The organism is Pseudotabrizicola alkalilacus, assembly GCF_003443995.1.
GTDB lineage: Bacteria > Pseudomonadota > Alphaproteobacteria > Rhodobacterales > Rhodobacteraceae > Pseudotabrizicola > Pseudotabrizicola alkalilacus.
Genome location: NZ_QWEY01000016.1, coordinates 39,093 through 54,969 on the forward strand (window position 1 = coordinate 39,093; position 15,877 = coordinate 54,969).

The following is a 15,877-nucleotide window of genomic DNA, read 5'->3' on the forward strand; positions in this document are numbered from 1 at the left end:
TCTTACAGATGCGGAAACAGGTCGCGACGCTGGCTCTGGCTCTTTTGGGTGCCGGATTGTTCCTGCTGCTTGGGTTGCCACTTCCCTTTTTGTTCGGCCCGATGACGGCCTGCCTGCTCGCCGCACTTGCCGGTGCGCCGTTGAAGGGCCTGCATACTGTCAGCACGCTTGCACGCACTGTGCTTGGCGTGGCGGTCGGCGCCTCACTCACACCGGAGGTAGTGGGCCGCATCCCGCAGATGGTGGGAAGCGTCGCGCTGGTGCCGGTCTATGTTGTGATCATCGGGTTGGTCGGAGTGCCCTTTTTCCGCCGTCTCGGCTATGACCCGGTAACGGCGTGGTACGCCGCCATGCCCGGCGGATTGCAGGACATGGTTGCCTTTGGCAAAGAGGCTGGCGGCGATGGACGGGCCCTTGCGCTGATTCATGCGACGCGCGTGCTGATCATCGTGACGCTGGCACCGCTTATCCTGACCGGTCTTTATGGCTCCAGCCTGACTGGTGCGCTTGGCGAACCGGCCCGCGAGCTGCCCGTGGTTGAAATGACACTAATGGCCGCAGCCGCCGTCATTGGCTGGAAAGGGGCAGAGAGGATCGGTTTGTTCGGGGCATCCATCCTCGGGCCGATGATCGTGACTGCCGTGCTGTCTCTTGCCGGACTGATCCACAGCCGGCCTCCGGCCGAAGCAATACTGACAGCACAGTTGTTCATTGGTCTTGGGATCGGCGTGCAATATGTGGGTGTCACATTCCGCGAATTGCGCAGCTTTATCCTGTCAGGGCTGGCGTTCGTCTTGGTGCTGGCCGTGCTGGCGGCAATCTTCACCGAGATCGTCACCCTGTCCGGACTGGCCCAGCCTGTCGAGGGGTTCCTCGCCTTTGCTCCCGGTGGTCAGGCGGAAATGACGGTGCTTGCACTGGTTGCCGGGGCGGACCTTGGTTTTGTCATCCTGCACCACCTGACTCGGATCGTGGTCGTAATTCTTGGCGCGCCGGTCGCTGCGCGATTGATGGGAGTCAGGCGCCCTCCAGAGTAACAGCTTGCGGGGTCACAAGATGTATAGGCCGCCCTGCAGCAAAAGCGTTCACCTGATCAAAAATGTCTGCGAATTGCCGATCAAACTCTTCTTCGGTGACCAAACCGATGTGGCGGGTTACAATCACGCGCGGATGTGACAGCAAAAGATCGGCGGCATTCGCCGAGGGTTCAACGTCGAACACATCCAGCGCGGCCAGTCCTGGCCTGCCCAGATCAAGTGCCGCAAGCAGAGCGCCCGGAGCGATCAGCCCGGCGGGTGAGGTGTTCACCAGAACCGCCTGCGGCTGCATCTGCGCGAGGTCTGTGGCAGTGACAATTCCTTTCGTCCCCGCAGTCAGCTGCAGATGCAGGGTCACAATATCGGATCGGGCGAAGAAAGCCGCCCGGCTGGCTGCAACCGCACCGCCTTGTGCGGTGGCGCGGGCGCGACCCGCCTCTGAATCCCACCAGAGCACCTGTGCGCCAAACGCTGCCGCATAGCCCGCAATCAGCTGACCGATCCGACCATTGCCATAGATGCCGATGGTCTTACCGTGCAGCGTGCGGCCCACCCCCGCCTGCCAATTGCCAGCCTTCGCGCGGGTAACCTGCCCCGACAGATCGTGCAGTGCAGCGAGGATCAGCGCCCAAGTCAGTTCGGCGGCGGCATGATTTGGCACTTCGGCCGACTTTATCGAGGAAAAGGCGATTCCGCGTGCCGCACAAGCCGCCACATCGACATGCGGCCAAGGCCCGCGCGCGGAAATCAGGCGCAGATTCGGAAGCGCATCCAACAAGTCTGCCGTGATCCGTGTGCGTTCACGAAACAGGCAGAGCGCGTCGGCGCTCTGCACACGGGCCGCCAGATCAGCGCCCTCTGCATGATCGGTCCAGACGGTGACCTCATGCCCGCTCAACCTGTCAAAGCAGGGCAGATGGCGCAGGGTATCGGACCAGTCGTCAAGAATATGGACCTTCATTTCCCGGGCCAGATCGCCTCCGGGACCATGACCTCACCCCGCGCCAGAAGCCGCGCAGTGCGAAGCAACCCGGCCGATTTCAGCGCAAAACCATCGGGTCCGTTTTCATAGTCCACAGTCACGTCAATTGCACCGCCCGGATGTTCGATCAGAACCAACGCAGGAACCCCTTCGGGTGGCGTGAACAACCCCTCAGCCACGGTGCCCGGCGTCAGGACGCAAGAGGCAAGGCATTGCGCCCCGGTAACGGCCATCGTCGGATGGCAGTTCCACGGCATGAAATAGCGCGCCGTCACCGTGCCACCATGGCGCGGCGCGGCCAGCAGGGCAAACTTTGGCGTGACCGATTTCGAGACATCGCCCATGCCCATCCGACGCCCCGCCTCAAGCCGGATCGGCTCCATCCGCGCATAGAAGTCTCGGTTCGCGTCCAGTTCCTCGACGGTTTCAAACCCTGTCAGGCCAAAGTCGGCCGCGCGCGCGATACAGATGGGCATGGCCACATCCATACAAGTGACCTCGATTCCGTCAATCACATCTCGTACCGCGCCGGTGGGCAACAGCGACCCGGTCGATGACCCCACCACATTCATGAAATTCAGATAGATCGGCGCTGCCGTTCCCGGCACACCATCAATCGCAGCATCACCGCTGTAGTCCACCTGCCCGTTTGGGGTACGGACTACAGCCTCGACCGTTGCACCGGTATTGACCGAACGGATGCGGACGCGCGTCACGTCACCTTGCGGCATGATCAGGCCCATTTCCAACGCAGCCGGCCCAACGCCCGAAAGGATGTTGCCGCAGGTTGGTTTGAAATCCACCAGACCATCCTCGACGCTCACCTGAGCGAAAAAATAGTCGATGTCGCAATCCTCGGCATCCGACAGCGACAGCATCGCCACCTTGGTCGTGACCGCAGCACCACCGCCGATACCGTCAATGTTCAGCTTGTGCCCCGATCCGATAGCCGCAACCAGAACGCGGGCCAGCGTCTCGCGGTCTTCGGGCAGATCCTCGCGCCGGAAATAGGGGCCGCGCGAAGTGCCGCCACGAAAGAAGTGAAAGGGAATGGCAGTCTGAGCCATCGTATCCTCCTGGATGTCAGATGGAAAAAAAGGGCCCGCGCAGGTTGCGCGGGCCGGATCTCTGGATCGGGATCAGCGGAACGGCCAGGGTAAATCGGCTACGTCCTGCAAAGCACCTGATGGAAAGTTAAGCGACAAGGCCCAGGCAAGCAAGAGGATGAATCCCGCAGCTGCAGCCGACATAAGCACCACGGCCACCGGCCCCGCCTTTGCACGAACGATCAGGAAGAAGGGAAAGAAGATCAGCAGCGCCGCATAAAAGCCGAGCAGCGCTGTCAGCACGACCAGTCCGGCGATCCACGCCAGACCACCCCACAAGCTGCCGATCCCCGCCTGACCTACATGATCCCCCGTCAGTTCCGCATCGAAATGCGCATGATGCCCGGTCTTGCCGCGCACCAGTTGCGGGATCAGGATCGCCAGCATCACAAGCCCGATGATGGAGACGGAAAGCGGAAAGACCTGTGCCAGAAAATCGTGTTTCAGCGAGTCGGCAAATGCGACCAGCAGGATCACCGCCATTGCCACGGCAAAGCCGATCTGCGGCAGATGCGCCTTGAATGACGGCACGTCAGGAGCGTCATCTGCCTTTGGCACGACCTGACCATTTTCATCCACCCGGTTCCGCAAGCCGAACCAGATTGAGGCAAGTGTCATCAGACCGATGATGATCACACCGGGGCGGCCAAGGAATGACCAGCCATTGAACTGCAGTGCCTGATAGAAATAGGTCTCGGCCTGCGGGGCCAGCACATAGCCGATCAGCAGCGCCGGACGCGGCCAGCCGAAGCGCTTCATCAGGACGCCCAATACCCCAAGCCCAATCAGGGCGGTCAGGTCGGCCAGCGAACGAGTCGCCTGAAACGCCGCAAAGCAGATCAGCACGATCATAAAGGGCGCAAGCCGCTGGAACGGAATCTGCGTCAGCTTGGAAATCGGTATGGCCAGCGCAAGGCAGATGCCCGCCCCCATCACGTTTGCCAGCGCCAACGACCAGACCACCGAATAGGTGATGTGCAGGTCAGCCCCGACCATCGAGGGGCCGGGCTGGATTCCCAACAGAACCATGCCGCCCAGAAACACCGCCATCGCGCCAGAACCGGGAATGCCAAACAACATGGTGGGCAGCAGCGCCCCGCCCTGCATCGCGTTGTTCGCACTTTCTGGTGCAATCACACCCCGGATGTCGCCCTTGCCGAACTGCGGGTCTTTCTTCACCGTCTGAACGGCGTGACCATACGCGATCCAGTCCACCACCGAACCACCAAGGCCCGGAATGGCCCCGATGATACAGCCAATGCCGGAACACCGCATCGACAGCCAGACATTGGCCCACCAGTCACGGAACCCCTGAAACCAGCCGGTCCCCAGCGTATGACCTGAAGCAATGGCCGAGTTCTTGCGCAAAAGGTCGGCGATCTCGGGAATTGCGAAAAAGCCAAGACCAACCACGACCAGCGGGATGCCGTCATAAAGATAGTCAAAGCCAAAAATCATGCGGAATTCGCCGGTCGCCGGTGCCCCACCGATCGACCCGATGATCAGACCGATACTGCAGGCGGCAAGACCCTTGGCAAGACTACGGCCCGCGAGAACCGCCACCATCGACAGGCCGAACAACGCCAGCATGAACAATTCCGCCGATCCAAATGACAGGATGATCGGGCGTGCGATAACAACAAATCCGGTCAGGATGATTGCGCCGAAGATCCCGCCCGCCATAGACGAGATGAACGCCGCAGAGAGCGCTCGCGCCGCCTGCCCTTGCTTGGCAAGCGGAAAGCCGTCAAGCACAGTTGCCTGACTGGCAGAAGACCCCGGAATCCCCATCAGGACCGAGGAAAACGTGTCGGATGTGGGAATGACCGCCACCAGACCGATCAACATGGCAAGCGCCGTGATCTCATCCATTCCATACAGAAAGGGGATCAGAAGCGACAGACCAGCGATCCCGCCCAGACCGGGAATCACGCCAATGACAAGCCCGACCGACACGCCGACAAGCATGTAGAACAGATGCTGGAATGTCAGCAGTGTTGCAAAGGCAGTTAAAAGGGTATCAATCACGGCGCATACTCCCGCGTTGGTCGCACAAGACAGCGACGTGTCAAGGATGTGTCAGACGAAAAGCGGCGGGCACCACGAGGGCACCCGCCACAGGCGAAGGAGGAGGATCAGTCTTCGCCCAGCTTCACGCCATATTCGGCACCAAGCATGGTCCCTACCTGAGTGCGCAGCTCTGGCGAGATGGTGGTGCCCTTTTCAAACAGCGCCTGCGCCAGCGCGCCGGTCACCTGTTCATAGCTGCCCAGAACCGCCTCGGCATTGGCCAGGTAATCCGGATCAGTCTTCATGTCCTCAAAGGCCTTCTGATAGGCGGCCACGATCTCATCGGGTGTGCCTTTGGGCAGGAACGCCATCTTTTGTGCCGGGAACCCGGCGGTAAAAAATGCGAAATAGGCGTCATACTCTGGCCCCGACGGCACATTTCCGGTAAGGGTTTGATAAGCCTCAACAAAGGATGGCAAGTCTGGGAAGGTTGGGTCGCGGACGACTTCGCCTGCCTCATTCAGCACACCCCAGCTGAACAGCGGCACGGCTTGTCCGGCCTCAACCAACGGCTGCACATTCTTGATGTAAGCGGATGAGGTCTGGTAATCGATGTTCACTTCGCCCCGCTCAAACGACAAACGGCCATCGCCACGGCCTTTGAAGCCAAAGACGTGCTGAACGTCAAAGCCCATCAGGCGGAAGCCGAGCAGCGGGACAAGATCAAGCGATGTTGCACCCTGACTGGCATAAACCAGCTCTTTGTCCTTCAGCATCGCGATGTCGTCGGGGCCGGTCAGGCCCAGAGACGGAGTGGTGTAGACCACGCCGCCGGTCGGGCCGGCCATCGCGATCTTCCAGTCTTTGTATTCATAGCGCACGCGCGGATCACCCAGAAGATAGGGGAACTGCGTCGAACCCGAAGTGCCCAGCAGCATCAGCCCGTCGGGCTTTGCGCGGGCGGCAAACAGGTTCGTGCCCTTGGTCGAGCCGCCGCCGGGCTCGTTCACCACAACAACGACCGGGTTGCCCGGCAGGTACTTCGACAAAAGCGGCGCGTTGAAACGCGCCCATGTGTCGGACCCGCCGCCAGCCGAGAACGGAATAATCCATTCAATCGTCTTGCCAGAAAGATTCACCTCTGCCGTCGCCGGTCCCGCCAGACCGAGCGCCATAGCACCCGCCGCAAGACCAAGCATCACGCGCCTGGCGATGTTGACTCTATTTTCCATGTCGTCCTCCCGTTTTCATAATAGTATACCATGCCGCGTTTCCATGCGGTCCGGTATTTTGCCGTTCTTGATTTCTCCTCCCAAGAACGGCTTGATGGGACCATTAAGAGTGGTTCCTGTCGGCAACCTGTCCTGTGTTCAAAAAAGGCACTTCATGCGTGTGATCCTGGTCGAAGACCACCTTAGCCTCGCAAAGGGCATCGAGAACGCTCTCAAGGATCAAGGTCATGCTGTTGATCATCTTGATGATGGACTGGATGCCGACAATTTCTTGTGCCGCCATTCTGCGGATGTGGCCATCATTGATATCAACCTTCCGCGCCTGAGCGGGATCGAGATCATCCGCCGACTTCGGGCTCGGGGCGACACCATTCCGGTTCTTGTACTGACTGCTCAGGGAAAAACCTCGGAACGGGTTACGGGGCTTGATGCCGGGGCTGACGACTATCTGGTGAAACCGTTCGATATGGCGGAACTTGTCGCACGGCTGCGCGCACTCTTCCGACGACGCCCCCAGGTCGCCCCGCTGCATGAGACCGTCGGACAACTGCTCTATGACCGCGAGCAGCGCATCGTTCTGCATGCCGGGCGCAACCTTGATTTGCCGCGGCGTGAACTGGCGCTTTTCGAGCTGCTTCTGGAAAACCGGGGCCGGCTGATCGAAAAGGACCGGATTGCGGATTCGCTGTATGGGACGGGAACTTCGGTCGAGGCAAATGCCATCGAGCTGCTGATATCACGCCTGCGCCGCAAAATCGACGGATCCGGCGTCACGATCCGGACTGCGCGCGGTCTGGGTTACATGCTGGACGAATCCTGATGCTGCGGCGGCTTTCGCTGCGGGGGCGGTTGTTCCTGCTTCTGATCCTGCCTCTTGTCATCGTCGCAGCGGCGGCTTCTTTTGCGCGCTATCAGGCTGCGAACCAGCTGTCTCAGGAATTGTATGACAACACACTGCTGGTGGTTGCCCTGACGATTTCACGCGATGTGGTCATTTCAGAAGGCGATATGCTGACCGAACAACTGCTGGATGATCTGACAGCCGTGTTGGGCGATCCGGTCTATTATCGCATCACAGGACCAGGTGGAAGATTCGTGACCGGTTACTCCGACCCCCCTGATCTGCCACAGGACGCGCTGATCGAAGGCGGAAGACCCGTCTTTTTCGACAGCGTTTCGCTTGGGCGTCCGGTCCGGACGGTGGTGTTGCGGGAATTTATCAGCGAGCCGCAGTTTGGCGGCTGGGTGACCGTCGAAGTCTGGCAAACCATCAGCCAGCGCCATGCGCTGTCGCGCGAGCTGGTGACGCAAGCTGTCATGCTCCTTGGCTCGATCCTGCTGACGGCAGCTCTGATCCTCTGGTTCGGCATTCAACTGGGTCTGAAGCCGCTATTGGATCTGCGTGAGGCCATTGGTCAGCGCAGCGCCGACGACTTGCGTCCGATCCGCCGCTGGGTGCCACCGGAACTGCGCCCTCTGGTCAGCACGACAAATGTTCTGTTTGACCGGCTGTCGAAAGCCTTCGCGCTGCGGGACAGCTTCATCTCGGATGCTGCACATCAGATGCGAAATCCTGTGGCCGCAATTCAAAGTCAGGCCGAGGCCGCGATCAGCGCTCCGACCGAGATGGAACTGCGCGCCCGTGTCATCGCTCTGACCGAAAGCGCAAGAGCCACAAGCCGTCTGACATCGCAATTGCTTTCGCTGGAGCGTGTGCGCGGTCGCAGTCTCAAGGTGCTGATGCAACCAGTTGATCTGGTGGCTCTGGTCAGAAACCGGGTGCGCCCTTTTGCGGAAGTACAATTGCGGCGCGATGTTGATGTCGCGTTTTCTGTTATCGGGCATCCCCGACCTGTCGACTGCGACCCCGTTCTTGTCGAAGAGATGGTGGCAAATCTGCTCGACAACGCGGCAAAATATGCGCTTCAGCCGGGCGGCCATCTGGATGTGTCTGTTGAATTCGAACCTCAATCGGTAACTATCCGGTTTGCCGATGACGGTCCGGGCGTTCCTCCGGAGTTGAGAGAGCGGATATTTGACCGCTTCTTCCGCCTTGATGAAGACCAGTCGCGCGGGTGCGGCCTTGGTCTTGCGATTGTCAGCGATGTGGCGCGTGCGCATGACGGGAATGCGCAATGCTACTCTGACGAACGTGGCCTGGTGTTCGAAGTGCGGTTTGAACGCTAGACCATGTTGCAAATTGCGTCTGCGACCGATCATGACCGCCCCATAAAATTCAATCCATGGGTAGGCCGCAATAATCCCGCCTGAACGCGGTTTTCACATCGAAGCGCTTAACTACCTCGCCCACACAAGTTGCGGGTCGCTCACCGCGATGGCCGTTTATTCTGTGCATCCGGTTGGCTGCTGGTTGCGGATTGGGCGCTTAAGGTCATCGGGCAGTTTCGCCGCCTGATCCGTTTTCGATTTCGGCAGCGTCGATGGTGCCAAAGCCACCCCAACGGCTGGACCAAAGGGTCACCACAGTGTTGCTGCGTTCACTCAAGTACAGTCCATAAAGGAATAAATACATCTAATTAATTCCTTTGACTACCTTAACTCTTTCACCGAATTTACGCAAAGAACTCGCGGAGGGATGATGGAGAACCAATTTATCGGTGTCGGAGAGATCCGGACCCGCTATCTGGAGGCGGGAAGCGGCGGCGTGCCGGTGGTTTTCGTGCATGGCGGCACCATCGGGGATGCGAGCTCGGCCTCAAGCGCTGATGATTTTTTACCGCTCGTCCAAGCCTGTTCAGCGACCCGGCGCGCGATCTCCGTCGATCGGCTGGGCCACGGTTATACCGACAACCCGTCCAAAGATGATCTCGAAGGCTGGACCATGGACGGGTCGGTCAAACATTTCATCCGCTTTCTCGAAGTGATGAACGCTGGCCCCTATCATCTCGTGGGTCAGTCGCGCGGTGGCTATGTCGTGACCAGAACCACCCTTGAGCGTCCCGATCTGGTGGCTTCTCTGACCATCGGCGACAGCAATACCGTGGCCCCCGGTGGCGCGCGCAACGAGGGCATTCATCTGCGCAATCCCCATCCCCCTGGCACGATCGAGGCGATGGAGTTCACGACCAAGCTTTACTATTTTTCACCCGAAGCGCTGTCGCGTGACCTGGCGCAGAAAAAGCTCGACATTCTGGCAACGCCCAAGATCCGTGCCGCAATCGCGCGTATGGGGCCCGGCGGGTATCGGGTAAAGCATTATCTGCCCGGTCTCGTGAAGGCGCGGGAGGAGCTGTTCATGCGTCTCAAGCACGAACCGCTGAAGCGACGGGTACAGATCATCTGGGCCTTCAACGATCCCACGGCGCCGATCGAGATGGGATACAATCTCTTCGCGCTCATCGCCCGTCACCAGCCACGCGTCTCCATGCATGTCGTGAACCAGTCGGGCCATTCGGCCTATCGCGAGCGGTTCGAGCCTTTCATGCGGGTGCTTGGCAATCATCTTGAGGCTGTCGACGATGGCAATTGAACCGATGCACTCTACCGCGCAAACCATGCTGCTGGACGGGATCGAAACCCGGTATTACAGCGCCGGCACCGGCGAAACCGTTGTCCTGCTCCACAATGGCCATGCCGGTACGTCGAGCGAGGTGGCCTCATCGCTGATGTGGCACAGCGTTTTTGGCAGCTTCGCCGCACAGTTCCACGTTGTCGCGCTGGACCGGCTCGGCCAGGGTCGCACGGCCAATCCCGCCGGACCCGAACTTTATGGGCATGATGCCAGTGCTGCCCATACGCTGGCCTTTCTCAAAGCGCTCGGCGGCGGGCCATTCCATCTTGTCGGCCATGACGAGGGGGCCTTTATCGCTGCGCAACTGGCCTTCGACCATCCCGATCTCATTGCCAGTGTCACGCTGGTTGCGGCAAACACGCTGACACCCGGCTCGGACCGGCGCAGCATTGTGCTCTCTGATCCGGTCTTGCCGATGCTATCGCCGGCAAGTCTGCGCTGGCACTACGAAAAGACGAGTTGTTCACATCTTGCGGTCTCCGATGTCTGGATGGACGAAGCGACGGCGGTCGCCAGTCTGGAAAAGACCCATGACGCTGTGCGCGTCATGGCTGATGAGGACCGCTATCTGAGTCAGCAGGTTGGCCAGTGGAATATGCGTCGCGCCGCGATGCACCGGCGTATCCACGCCGAGGGACTGCCATGCCCCACGCTCATTGTCTGGGGGTTCGATGATCCCATCGCGCCGTTTGAAAACGCCCGCTATCTGATGGAACTGCTGGCGGTGCGCCAACGCGACACTGAGTTGCGGATATTCAACGCCGCGGGCCATTTCCCCCATTGGGAGCAACCGGCAGCCTTCAGCCGCGCCGTGACAAGCTTTGTGGCGCAGGCCAACGCTCTGGCCGCGGCGACACAGGCGCGTCGTTCCGCCAAACAGGCGGGGTAGGCCAATGCTGCGTTTTGCTTTTGGCCGCATCCTGTCGGCGATTCCCACGCTGCTGATCGTTAGCGTCACCGTCTTTTTCCTGATCCGGCTGGTGCCCGGCGATCCCGCAGCGTTGCTTATGGGGGACCATGGCGACGCGGCTGCACTCGCCGAGCTGCGCGAACGGCTCGGCCTCGACCAGTCTGTTCTGACTCAGTTCCGCATCTGGTTCTTCAACCTGCTCTCGGGTGATTTCGGCACCTCGATCTGGATTGGCGATCCGGTGCTGCCGCTGATCCTCCAACGCTTTATGGTCAGCGTGCAGGTGGTCATTCCGGCCGTGATCTTTGCGACGCTGGTTGCCGTTCCTGCCGGCATTCTTGCAGCAGCGCGGCAGAACAGCGCGGTCGATGTCAGTCTGATTTCGATCGCGACGCTGCTGCTGTCCGTTCCGACCTTCTGGCTGGGTCTGTTGCTGCTGCTGGTCTTCGGCCTGCATCTCGGCTGGTTGCCGGTGGTCGGTTACGTCTCGATGCGCACGGATTTCGTGGGCGGCCTGCTCTATCTGGTCCTACCCGTCGTCACGCTCTTCCTGCACGAAATCGGCACTATCATTCGCATGTCGCGCGCCTCCACGCTGGAAGTGCTGGGACTCGATTACATCACCCATGCACGGGCCAAAGGCCTTTCCGAGGGCATGATCCTCTGGCGGCACACGTTCAAGAACGCTTTCGGACCGACGCTTACCTTGCTGGGGTTGATCCTCGGCAATCTGCTCAGCGGCATCGCGGTGATCGAGACCGTCTTCACCATTCCTGGCCTCGGACGGCTGATGGTCGATGCGATCTATGCCCGCGACTATCCGGTGATCCAGGGCTGCATGCTGTTCATCGCCTTTATCTATGTTCTCGTGAACCTCTGCATCGACCTGCTCTATTCCTTCTTCGACCCCAAGGTGGTGACCCAATGAGGCGCTTTGCCCCTAATGCGCTGATCGGCGGGCTGCTGATTGGTCTGCTGTTCCTCATGGCGATTGTTCAGACGTTCTGGATGCCGCACGATCCCATGAAGCTGAACTTCGCCTCGCGCTTGCAACCACCGTCGGCCGAATTCCTGCTTGGCACCGACGAGTTCGGCCGCGACATCGTCAGCCGCCTGATGATGGGCGCCGCCACCAGCGTGTCTATCTCGCTGATGACGGTTGGCCTCGCCGTGGTGCTTGGCACAACGATCGGTCTGATCAGCGGCTACAACCGCGGCTTGATTGATCGTGTCATCATGATCTTTAACGATGCGCTTCTGGCCTTTCCGGGCATGCTTCTGGCCCTCGGATTGCTCAGTGTCTTTGGTGCCAATCAATACGGGATTATCGTCGCACTGGGCCTTGCCTACACGCCATCGGTCGCACGTGTGGTCCGTGGCGCTGTGATGTCACTGCGCGAACGGGAGTTCATCCGCGCCTCCCGCACTATGAACAACAGCGAGCTTTACACCATGCTGCGCCATGTGCTGCCCAACTGTCTGGCACCGCTTATCGTTCTGGGAACCTCTATGTTCGGCTGGACGCTGCTTTCGGAAAGCGCGCTGTCCTTCCTGGGCCTCGGTGTTCCGCCGCCAGCCCCGACCTGGGGCAACATGCTCGCAGCCGGGCGTCCCTTTATAGAACAGGCCGCCTGGCTCGCGATCTTCCCGGGGCTTTGCATTTCACTAACACTCCTTGGGATCAACCTTCTCGGCGACGCCTTGCGCGACCGGCTCGATCCCCAGATGCGGGGAGCCGTCTGATGTCTCTTCTGGAAATCCGCAATCTGACGCTTGAGATCGCGCGCACCGATCTGGCGATTGTCAAAAACGTTTCTCTTTCGGTCGAACCGGGCGAGATCGTCGCCATCGTCGGCGAATCCGGCTCAGGCAAAACGCAGGTGGCGCGCGCCGTCATGGCCTTGAACCACCGCGCCATCCGCCGCCGCGCGGGACAGAGCCTTTTTCGCGGGCAGGATATTTTTGCCCTGCCTGACCGCGAAAAGCGCGCCATCCGCGGCAGCCAGATCGGCATGGTCTTTCAGGAGCCCATGACCAGTCTCAACCCCTCCCTGACCATCGGGCGGCAATTGCTGGAAGGGCTGGAGCTGCACCGCAAGCTGACCCAGCAGGAACGCCTCGCCAAGGTGGCCGAGATGTTGCGACGGGTCGGAATTCAGGATGTCGACCATGCCATGCGCGCCTATCCGCACGAATTTTCGGGCGGCATGCGGCAGCGCATCATGCTCGCCTCTGTCATGCTGCTGGAGCCGGCGCTGCTTATTGCAGACGAGCCGACAACAGCACTGGATGCGGTGATCCAGCGTGACGTGATGGAGCTGATGGTCGAACTGACGCGCAGCGCCAATACCGCTGTCCTGCTCATCAGCCACGATCTTCCGATGGTCGCCCGCTACGCCGACCGTATCCTTGTCATGAGATCTGGCGAGATTGTGGAAGAGGGCGCAGCCAGCGATATTCTGGCGCGTCCACAGCATGAATACACCCGCAAACTGCTGGCAGCCCTTTCCTGGCGCGGCCCGGCGCGGGCGGTCGACATGCAGCAGACACCGGTGATCGCGGTCGAAGGCCTTGTGGTCGACTATGGCGGGCAGCAGCGGCTCTTCAGCCGCAGCCAATCCAAACGCGCGCTCAAGGGCATAGACATCTCCGTCCAGCCCAACGAAATCGTCGCAGTGGTCGGCGGTTCCGGCTCGGGAAAGACAACGCTTGGCAATGTCATTGCCGGGCTCGTCCCGGCAACATCCGGCCGATTGCTCTATGACGGCAAGCCTGTCTTGCCCGGCGCCTCCGGCTATGCCGATTGGCGGGCCAACAGCCAGATGGTGTTTCAAGACCCTTATTCCTCGCTTGATCCGCGCATGAAGATCGAAGCGCTGGTGGGAGAGGCGCTGCGGCATGAAAAGCGGATCAACCGGCAGCAGAAGCGCGAGCGTGTCGCCGCCATGCTGACCGAAGTGGGGCTGGGCGAACAGTTCCTCGACCGTTTTCCCCATGAGCTTTCCGGAGGTCAGAGGCAACGCGTTGCCATCGCCCGTGCCTTGATCTGCAACCCACGGTTTCTGATCGCCGATGAGCCGGTTTCCGCGCTCGACGTCACAGTGCGGGCTCAGGTTCTGGACCTCTTCGCGGCATTGCAAAAGCGGTACGGATTTTCCTGCCTGTTCATCAGCCATGATCTCGGCGTGGTCGAGCAGGTCGCAGACCGCGTGATCGTCATGCAGCACGGTGAAATCGTCGAACAGGGCAGTCGGGACGACGTGTTTGACAGGCCCCAGCATGCCTACACGCGCAAATTGCTGTCCGCGATCCCTGCCTTGGCCCCCACAGCGGGCGGCGGCATCGAAATGCGTTGGCGTCAGGCCGCAGGATGACACGCCGCAAAAGCACTCCGGCCAGGTTCGATTTGGCCGACCGAAATCAGCAGAGGGCAGGGCGCCCAGGAGGAATGGAATGAAACATCTATTACTGACAACAGTGGCCACACTCGCGCTGGCGGGCGCGGCGCAGGCGCAGTCGACACTGAACGTGTCTCTTAACGCCGATCTTCGGACCAACGATCCGGGTGTGAACCGCGACGGCAATTCCGACGGCTTGCTGATGCATATTCTCGAAGGTCTCGTCGGCGCCCGCAACGATATGTCGATTGCGCCGATGCTGGCAGAGAAGGTCGATGTTTCGGACGATTTTAAAACCTTCACTTTCGTCCTGCGCGATGGGCTCAAGTTCCATAACGGTGCGTCCGTCACCTCGGCCGAATTTCTCTGGAGCTGGAACCGTTACATGGACCCGGCGACCCAATGGTCTTGCCGCGCGGACTTTGACGGGTCGCGCGTCGTTGAAGTGACATCGGTCGAAACGCCCGATCCAAAGACGGTGGTTATGACCATCGCCGAACCATCGCCGGTTTTTCTCGCACTTCTGGCGCGTCCCGAGTGCGGCCAAACGGCAATTTTGCACCCGGACAGCGTTGACGACTCGGGCAAGTACCAGTTCCCGATCGGCACCGGCCCCTTCAAGTGGCAGGAATGGCGCAAGGGCGAGTATGTCCAGCTTGAAGCATTTGCCGACTATGTCTCTCCGTCCAATGAGGGGACGGCGGATGGTCTCGTTGGCAACAAGGATCCCTTGGTAGGTTTTCTGCGCTATATGGTGGTGCCTGATGGTGCGACCGTCATTGCTGGCATCCGGTCGGGAGCCATCCATTTTGGCTCGATTGCCGCCGAGCAGATCGACGAATTCCGGGATATCCCGACCCTGCAACTGCTTAACGTCCCCACCGGTGGACACAACATCCTCTATTTCCAGACCCGGAATACGCCGCTCGACAATGTGGAAATCCGTCGCGCCATCGCCGAAGCAATCGATCTTGACCAACTGGTTGCCGCTGCCTCCAATGGCACCGGCACGCCGAACATGTCGCTGATCCCGGTCGGCTCGTCGTGGTATTCGGACATTCAGGCACAACGCCCTGCATATGATCCGGAAAGCGCCAAGGCTCGCCTTGCCGCTGCTGGCTACAAGGGAGAGCCGATCACCATCAAGGCCAATCGCCGCGGCAACGTGCCGAGCTATCCGGCCGCCATCGTCGCCCAGGCCATGCTGCAGGCTGTCGGGATCAATGCGCAGATCGAGGTTCTGGACTTTGCGATCCAGACCGACCAGCGCCGCGAAGGCTTGGGCCAGATCTCGTCGGTTTCGGTGACCCCGCGGCTTGACCCGTCCTTCACCTATACCTTCTTTATCGGCAATAAGGACGACGATCCGAGCCGCATGTGGGAAGACCCGCGCGCAATCGAGCTGATGGACCGCTCTTATGTCGAGACTGACCCGGACAAGCGCCAGCAGATCTTTGACGAGTTGCACCTGCTGATGATGGAAGAGGTTCCCTCGGTCTTCATCTACAACATGGTCTATAACTGGTTGGCTCCGAAATCCCTGACCGGCATGCCCGTCTGGGAAAGCTATCCGCGTCTCTGGAATGTCGCGCTGGACTAAGTCCAGCCCTTAACGCCCGCATGCTTTACTGCGCACGCGGGCGTTGACCACATGCAATACAAAGGTTTCC

13 protein-coding genes are annotated in these 15,877 nt (G+C 60.2%); 9 read left to right on the plus strand and 4 right to left on the minus strand.

What is annotated here, in order from left to right:
* Positions 1-8 precede the first annotated feature (8 nt).
* Positions 9-1,037: an AbrB family transcriptional regulator gene (locus D1012_RS20130; protein ID WP_199489579.1), complete on the plus strand. Its 1,029-nt coding sequence runs from the start codon at positions 9-11 to the stop codon at positions 1,035-1,037.
* Here D1012_RS20130 and D1012_RS20135 read toward each other — a convergent pair.
* The 4 genes from D1012_RS20135 to D1012_RS20150 all read right to left on the minus strand — a co-directional run bounded on the left by D1012_RS20135 (position 1,018) and on the right by D1012_RS20150 (position 6,367).
* Complete coding sequence (locus D1012_RS20135) at positions 1,018-1,998, minus strand: NAD(P)-dependent oxidoreductase (RefSeq protein WP_118155925.1); 981 nt, start codon at positions 1,996-1,998, stop codon at positions 1,018-1,020. The two genes, D1012_RS20130 and D1012_RS20135, sit on opposite strands and share 20 nt — an antisense overlap.
* Positions 1,995-3,086 (minus strand): 4-oxalomesaconate tautomerase, encoded by a 1,092-nt coding sequence (locus D1012_RS20140; protein WP_118155926.1) that lies wholly within the window; start codon positions 3,084-3,086, stop codon positions 1,995-1,997. Before D1012_RS20140 ends, D1012_RS20135 begins: the two co-directional genes overlap by 4 nt.
* Positions 3,087-3,158: 72 nt before the next feature.
* Positions 3,159-5,093 (minus strand): tripartite tricarboxylate transporter permease, encoded by a 1,935-nt coding sequence (locus D1012_RS20145; RefSeq protein WP_435530937.1) that lies wholly within the window; start codon positions 5,091-5,093, stop codon positions 3,159-3,161.
* Between the two features lie 167 nt (positions 5,094-5,260).
* Positions 5,261-6,367, minus strand: a complete 1,107-nt coding sequence (locus D1012_RS20150) for a tripartite tricarboxylate transporter substrate-binding protein (protein ID WP_118155928.1) — start codon at positions 6,365-6,367, stop codon at positions 5,261-5,263.
* Between the two features lie 43 nt (positions 6,368-6,410).
* Here D1012_RS20150 and D1012_RS20155 point away from each other — a divergent pair, with 43 nt between their 5' ends.
* The 8 genes from D1012_RS20155 to D1012_RS20190 all read left to right on the plus strand — a co-directional run bounded on the left by D1012_RS20155 (position 6,411) and on the right by D1012_RS20190 (position 15,807).
* On the plus strand, positions 6,411-7,187 hold the full coding sequence (locus D1012_RS20155; RefSeq protein WP_354002052.1) for a response regulator: 777 nt from the start codon (positions 6,411-6,413) through the stop codon (positions 7,185-7,187).
* On the plus strand, positions 7,187-8,554 hold the full coding sequence (locus tag D1012_RS20160; RefSeq protein WP_233517214.1) for a sensor histidine kinase: 1,368 nt from the start codon (positions 7,187-7,189) through the stop codon (positions 8,552-8,554). Before D1012_RS20155 ends, D1012_RS20160 begins: the two co-directional genes overlap by 1 nt.
* Positions 8,555-8,966: 412 nt before the next feature.
* A complete protein-coding gene (locus D1012_RS20165) occupies positions 8,967-9,857 on the plus strand; it encodes an alpha/beta fold hydrolase (RefSeq protein WP_158569409.1) in 891 nt (296 codons plus the stop codon).
* The gene (locus D1012_RS20170) at positions 9,847-10,788 is read left to right on the plus strand and encodes an alpha/beta fold hydrolase (RefSeq protein ID WP_118155931.1); all 942 of its coding nucleotides are present in this window, start codon (positions 9,847-9,849) and stop codon (positions 10,786-10,788) included. Before D1012_RS20165 ends, D1012_RS20170 begins: the two co-directional genes overlap by 11 nt.
* A gap of 4 nt (positions 10,789-10,792) precedes the next feature.
* A complete protein-coding gene (locus tag D1012_RS20175) occupies positions 10,793-11,737 on the plus strand; it encodes an ABC transporter permease (RefSeq protein WP_118155932.1) in 945 nt (314 codons plus the stop codon).
* Positions 11,734-12,552, plus strand: a complete 819-nt coding sequence (locus tag D1012_RS20180) for an ABC transporter permease (RefSeq protein WP_118155933.1) — start codon at positions 11,734-11,736, stop codon at positions 12,550-12,552. Before D1012_RS20175 ends, D1012_RS20180 begins: the two co-directional genes overlap by 4 nt.
* On the plus strand, positions 12,552-14,183 hold the full coding sequence (locus tag D1012_RS20185) for a dipeptide ABC transporter ATP-binding protein (protein ID WP_118155934.1): 1,632 nt from the start codon (positions 12,552-12,554) through the stop codon (positions 14,181-14,183). Before D1012_RS20180 ends, D1012_RS20185 begins: the two co-directional genes overlap by 1 nt.
* A 79-nt stretch (positions 14,184-14,262) precedes the next feature.
* Positions 14,263-15,807, plus strand: a complete 1,545-nt coding sequence (locus D1012_RS20190; protein WP_118155935.1) for an ABC transporter substrate-binding protein — start codon at positions 14,263-14,265, stop codon at positions 15,805-15,807.
* Positions 15,808-15,877 lie beyond the last annotated feature (70 nt).

Bases quoted from the DNA above. Each gene is read 5' to 3' on its own strand.
- D1012_RS20130 (WP_199489579.1), top strand. From the start codon at position 9: ATGCGGAAACAGGTCGCGACGCTGGCTCTGGCTCTTTTGGGTGCCGGA.
- D1012_RS20135 (WP_118155925.1), bottom strand. From the start codon at position 1,998: ATGAAGGTCCATATTCTTGACGACTGGTCCGATACCCTGCGCCATCTG.
- D1012_RS20140 (WP_118155926.1), bottom strand. From the start codon at position 3,086: ATGGCTCAGACTGCCATTCCCTTTCACTTCTTTCGTGGCGGCACTTCG.
- D1012_RS20145 (WP_435530937.1), bottom strand. From the start codon at position 5,093: ATGCTTGTCGGCGTGTCGGTCGGGCTTGTCATTGGCGTGATTCCCGGT.
- D1012_RS20150 (WP_118155928.1), bottom strand. From the start codon at position 6,367: ATGGAAAATAGAGTCAACATCGCCAGGCGCGTGATGCTTGGTCTTGCG.
- D1012_RS20155 (WP_354002052.1), top strand. From the start codon at position 6,411: ATGCGGTCCGGTATTTTGCCGTTCTTGATTTCTCCTCCCAAGAACGGC.
- D1012_RS20160 (WP_233517214.1), top strand. From the start codon at position 7,187: ATGCTGCGGCGGCTTTCGCTGCGGGGGCGGTTGTTCCTGCTTCTGATC.
- D1012_RS20165 (WP_158569409.1), top strand. From the start codon at position 8,967: ATGGAGAACCAATTTATCGGTGTCGGAGAGATCCGGACCCGCTATCTG.
- D1012_RS20170 (WP_118155931.1), top strand. From the start codon at position 9,847: ATGGCAATTGAACCGATGCACTCTACCGCGCAAACCATGCTGCTGGAC.
- D1012_RS20175 (WP_118155932.1), top strand. From the start codon at position 10,793: ATGCTGCGTTTTGCTTTTGGCCGCATCCTGTCGGCGATTCCCACGCTG.
- D1012_RS20180 (WP_118155933.1), top strand. From the start codon at position 11,734: ATGAGGCGCTTTGCCCCTAATGCGCTGATCGGCGGGCTGCTGATTGGT.
- D1012_RS20185 (WP_118155934.1), top strand. From the start codon at position 12,552: ATGTCTCTTCTGGAAATCCGCAATCTGACGCTTGAGATCGCGCGCACC.
- D1012_RS20190 (WP_118155935.1), top strand. From the start codon at position 14,263: ATGAAACATCTATTACTGACAACAGTGGCCACACTCGCGCTGGCGGGC.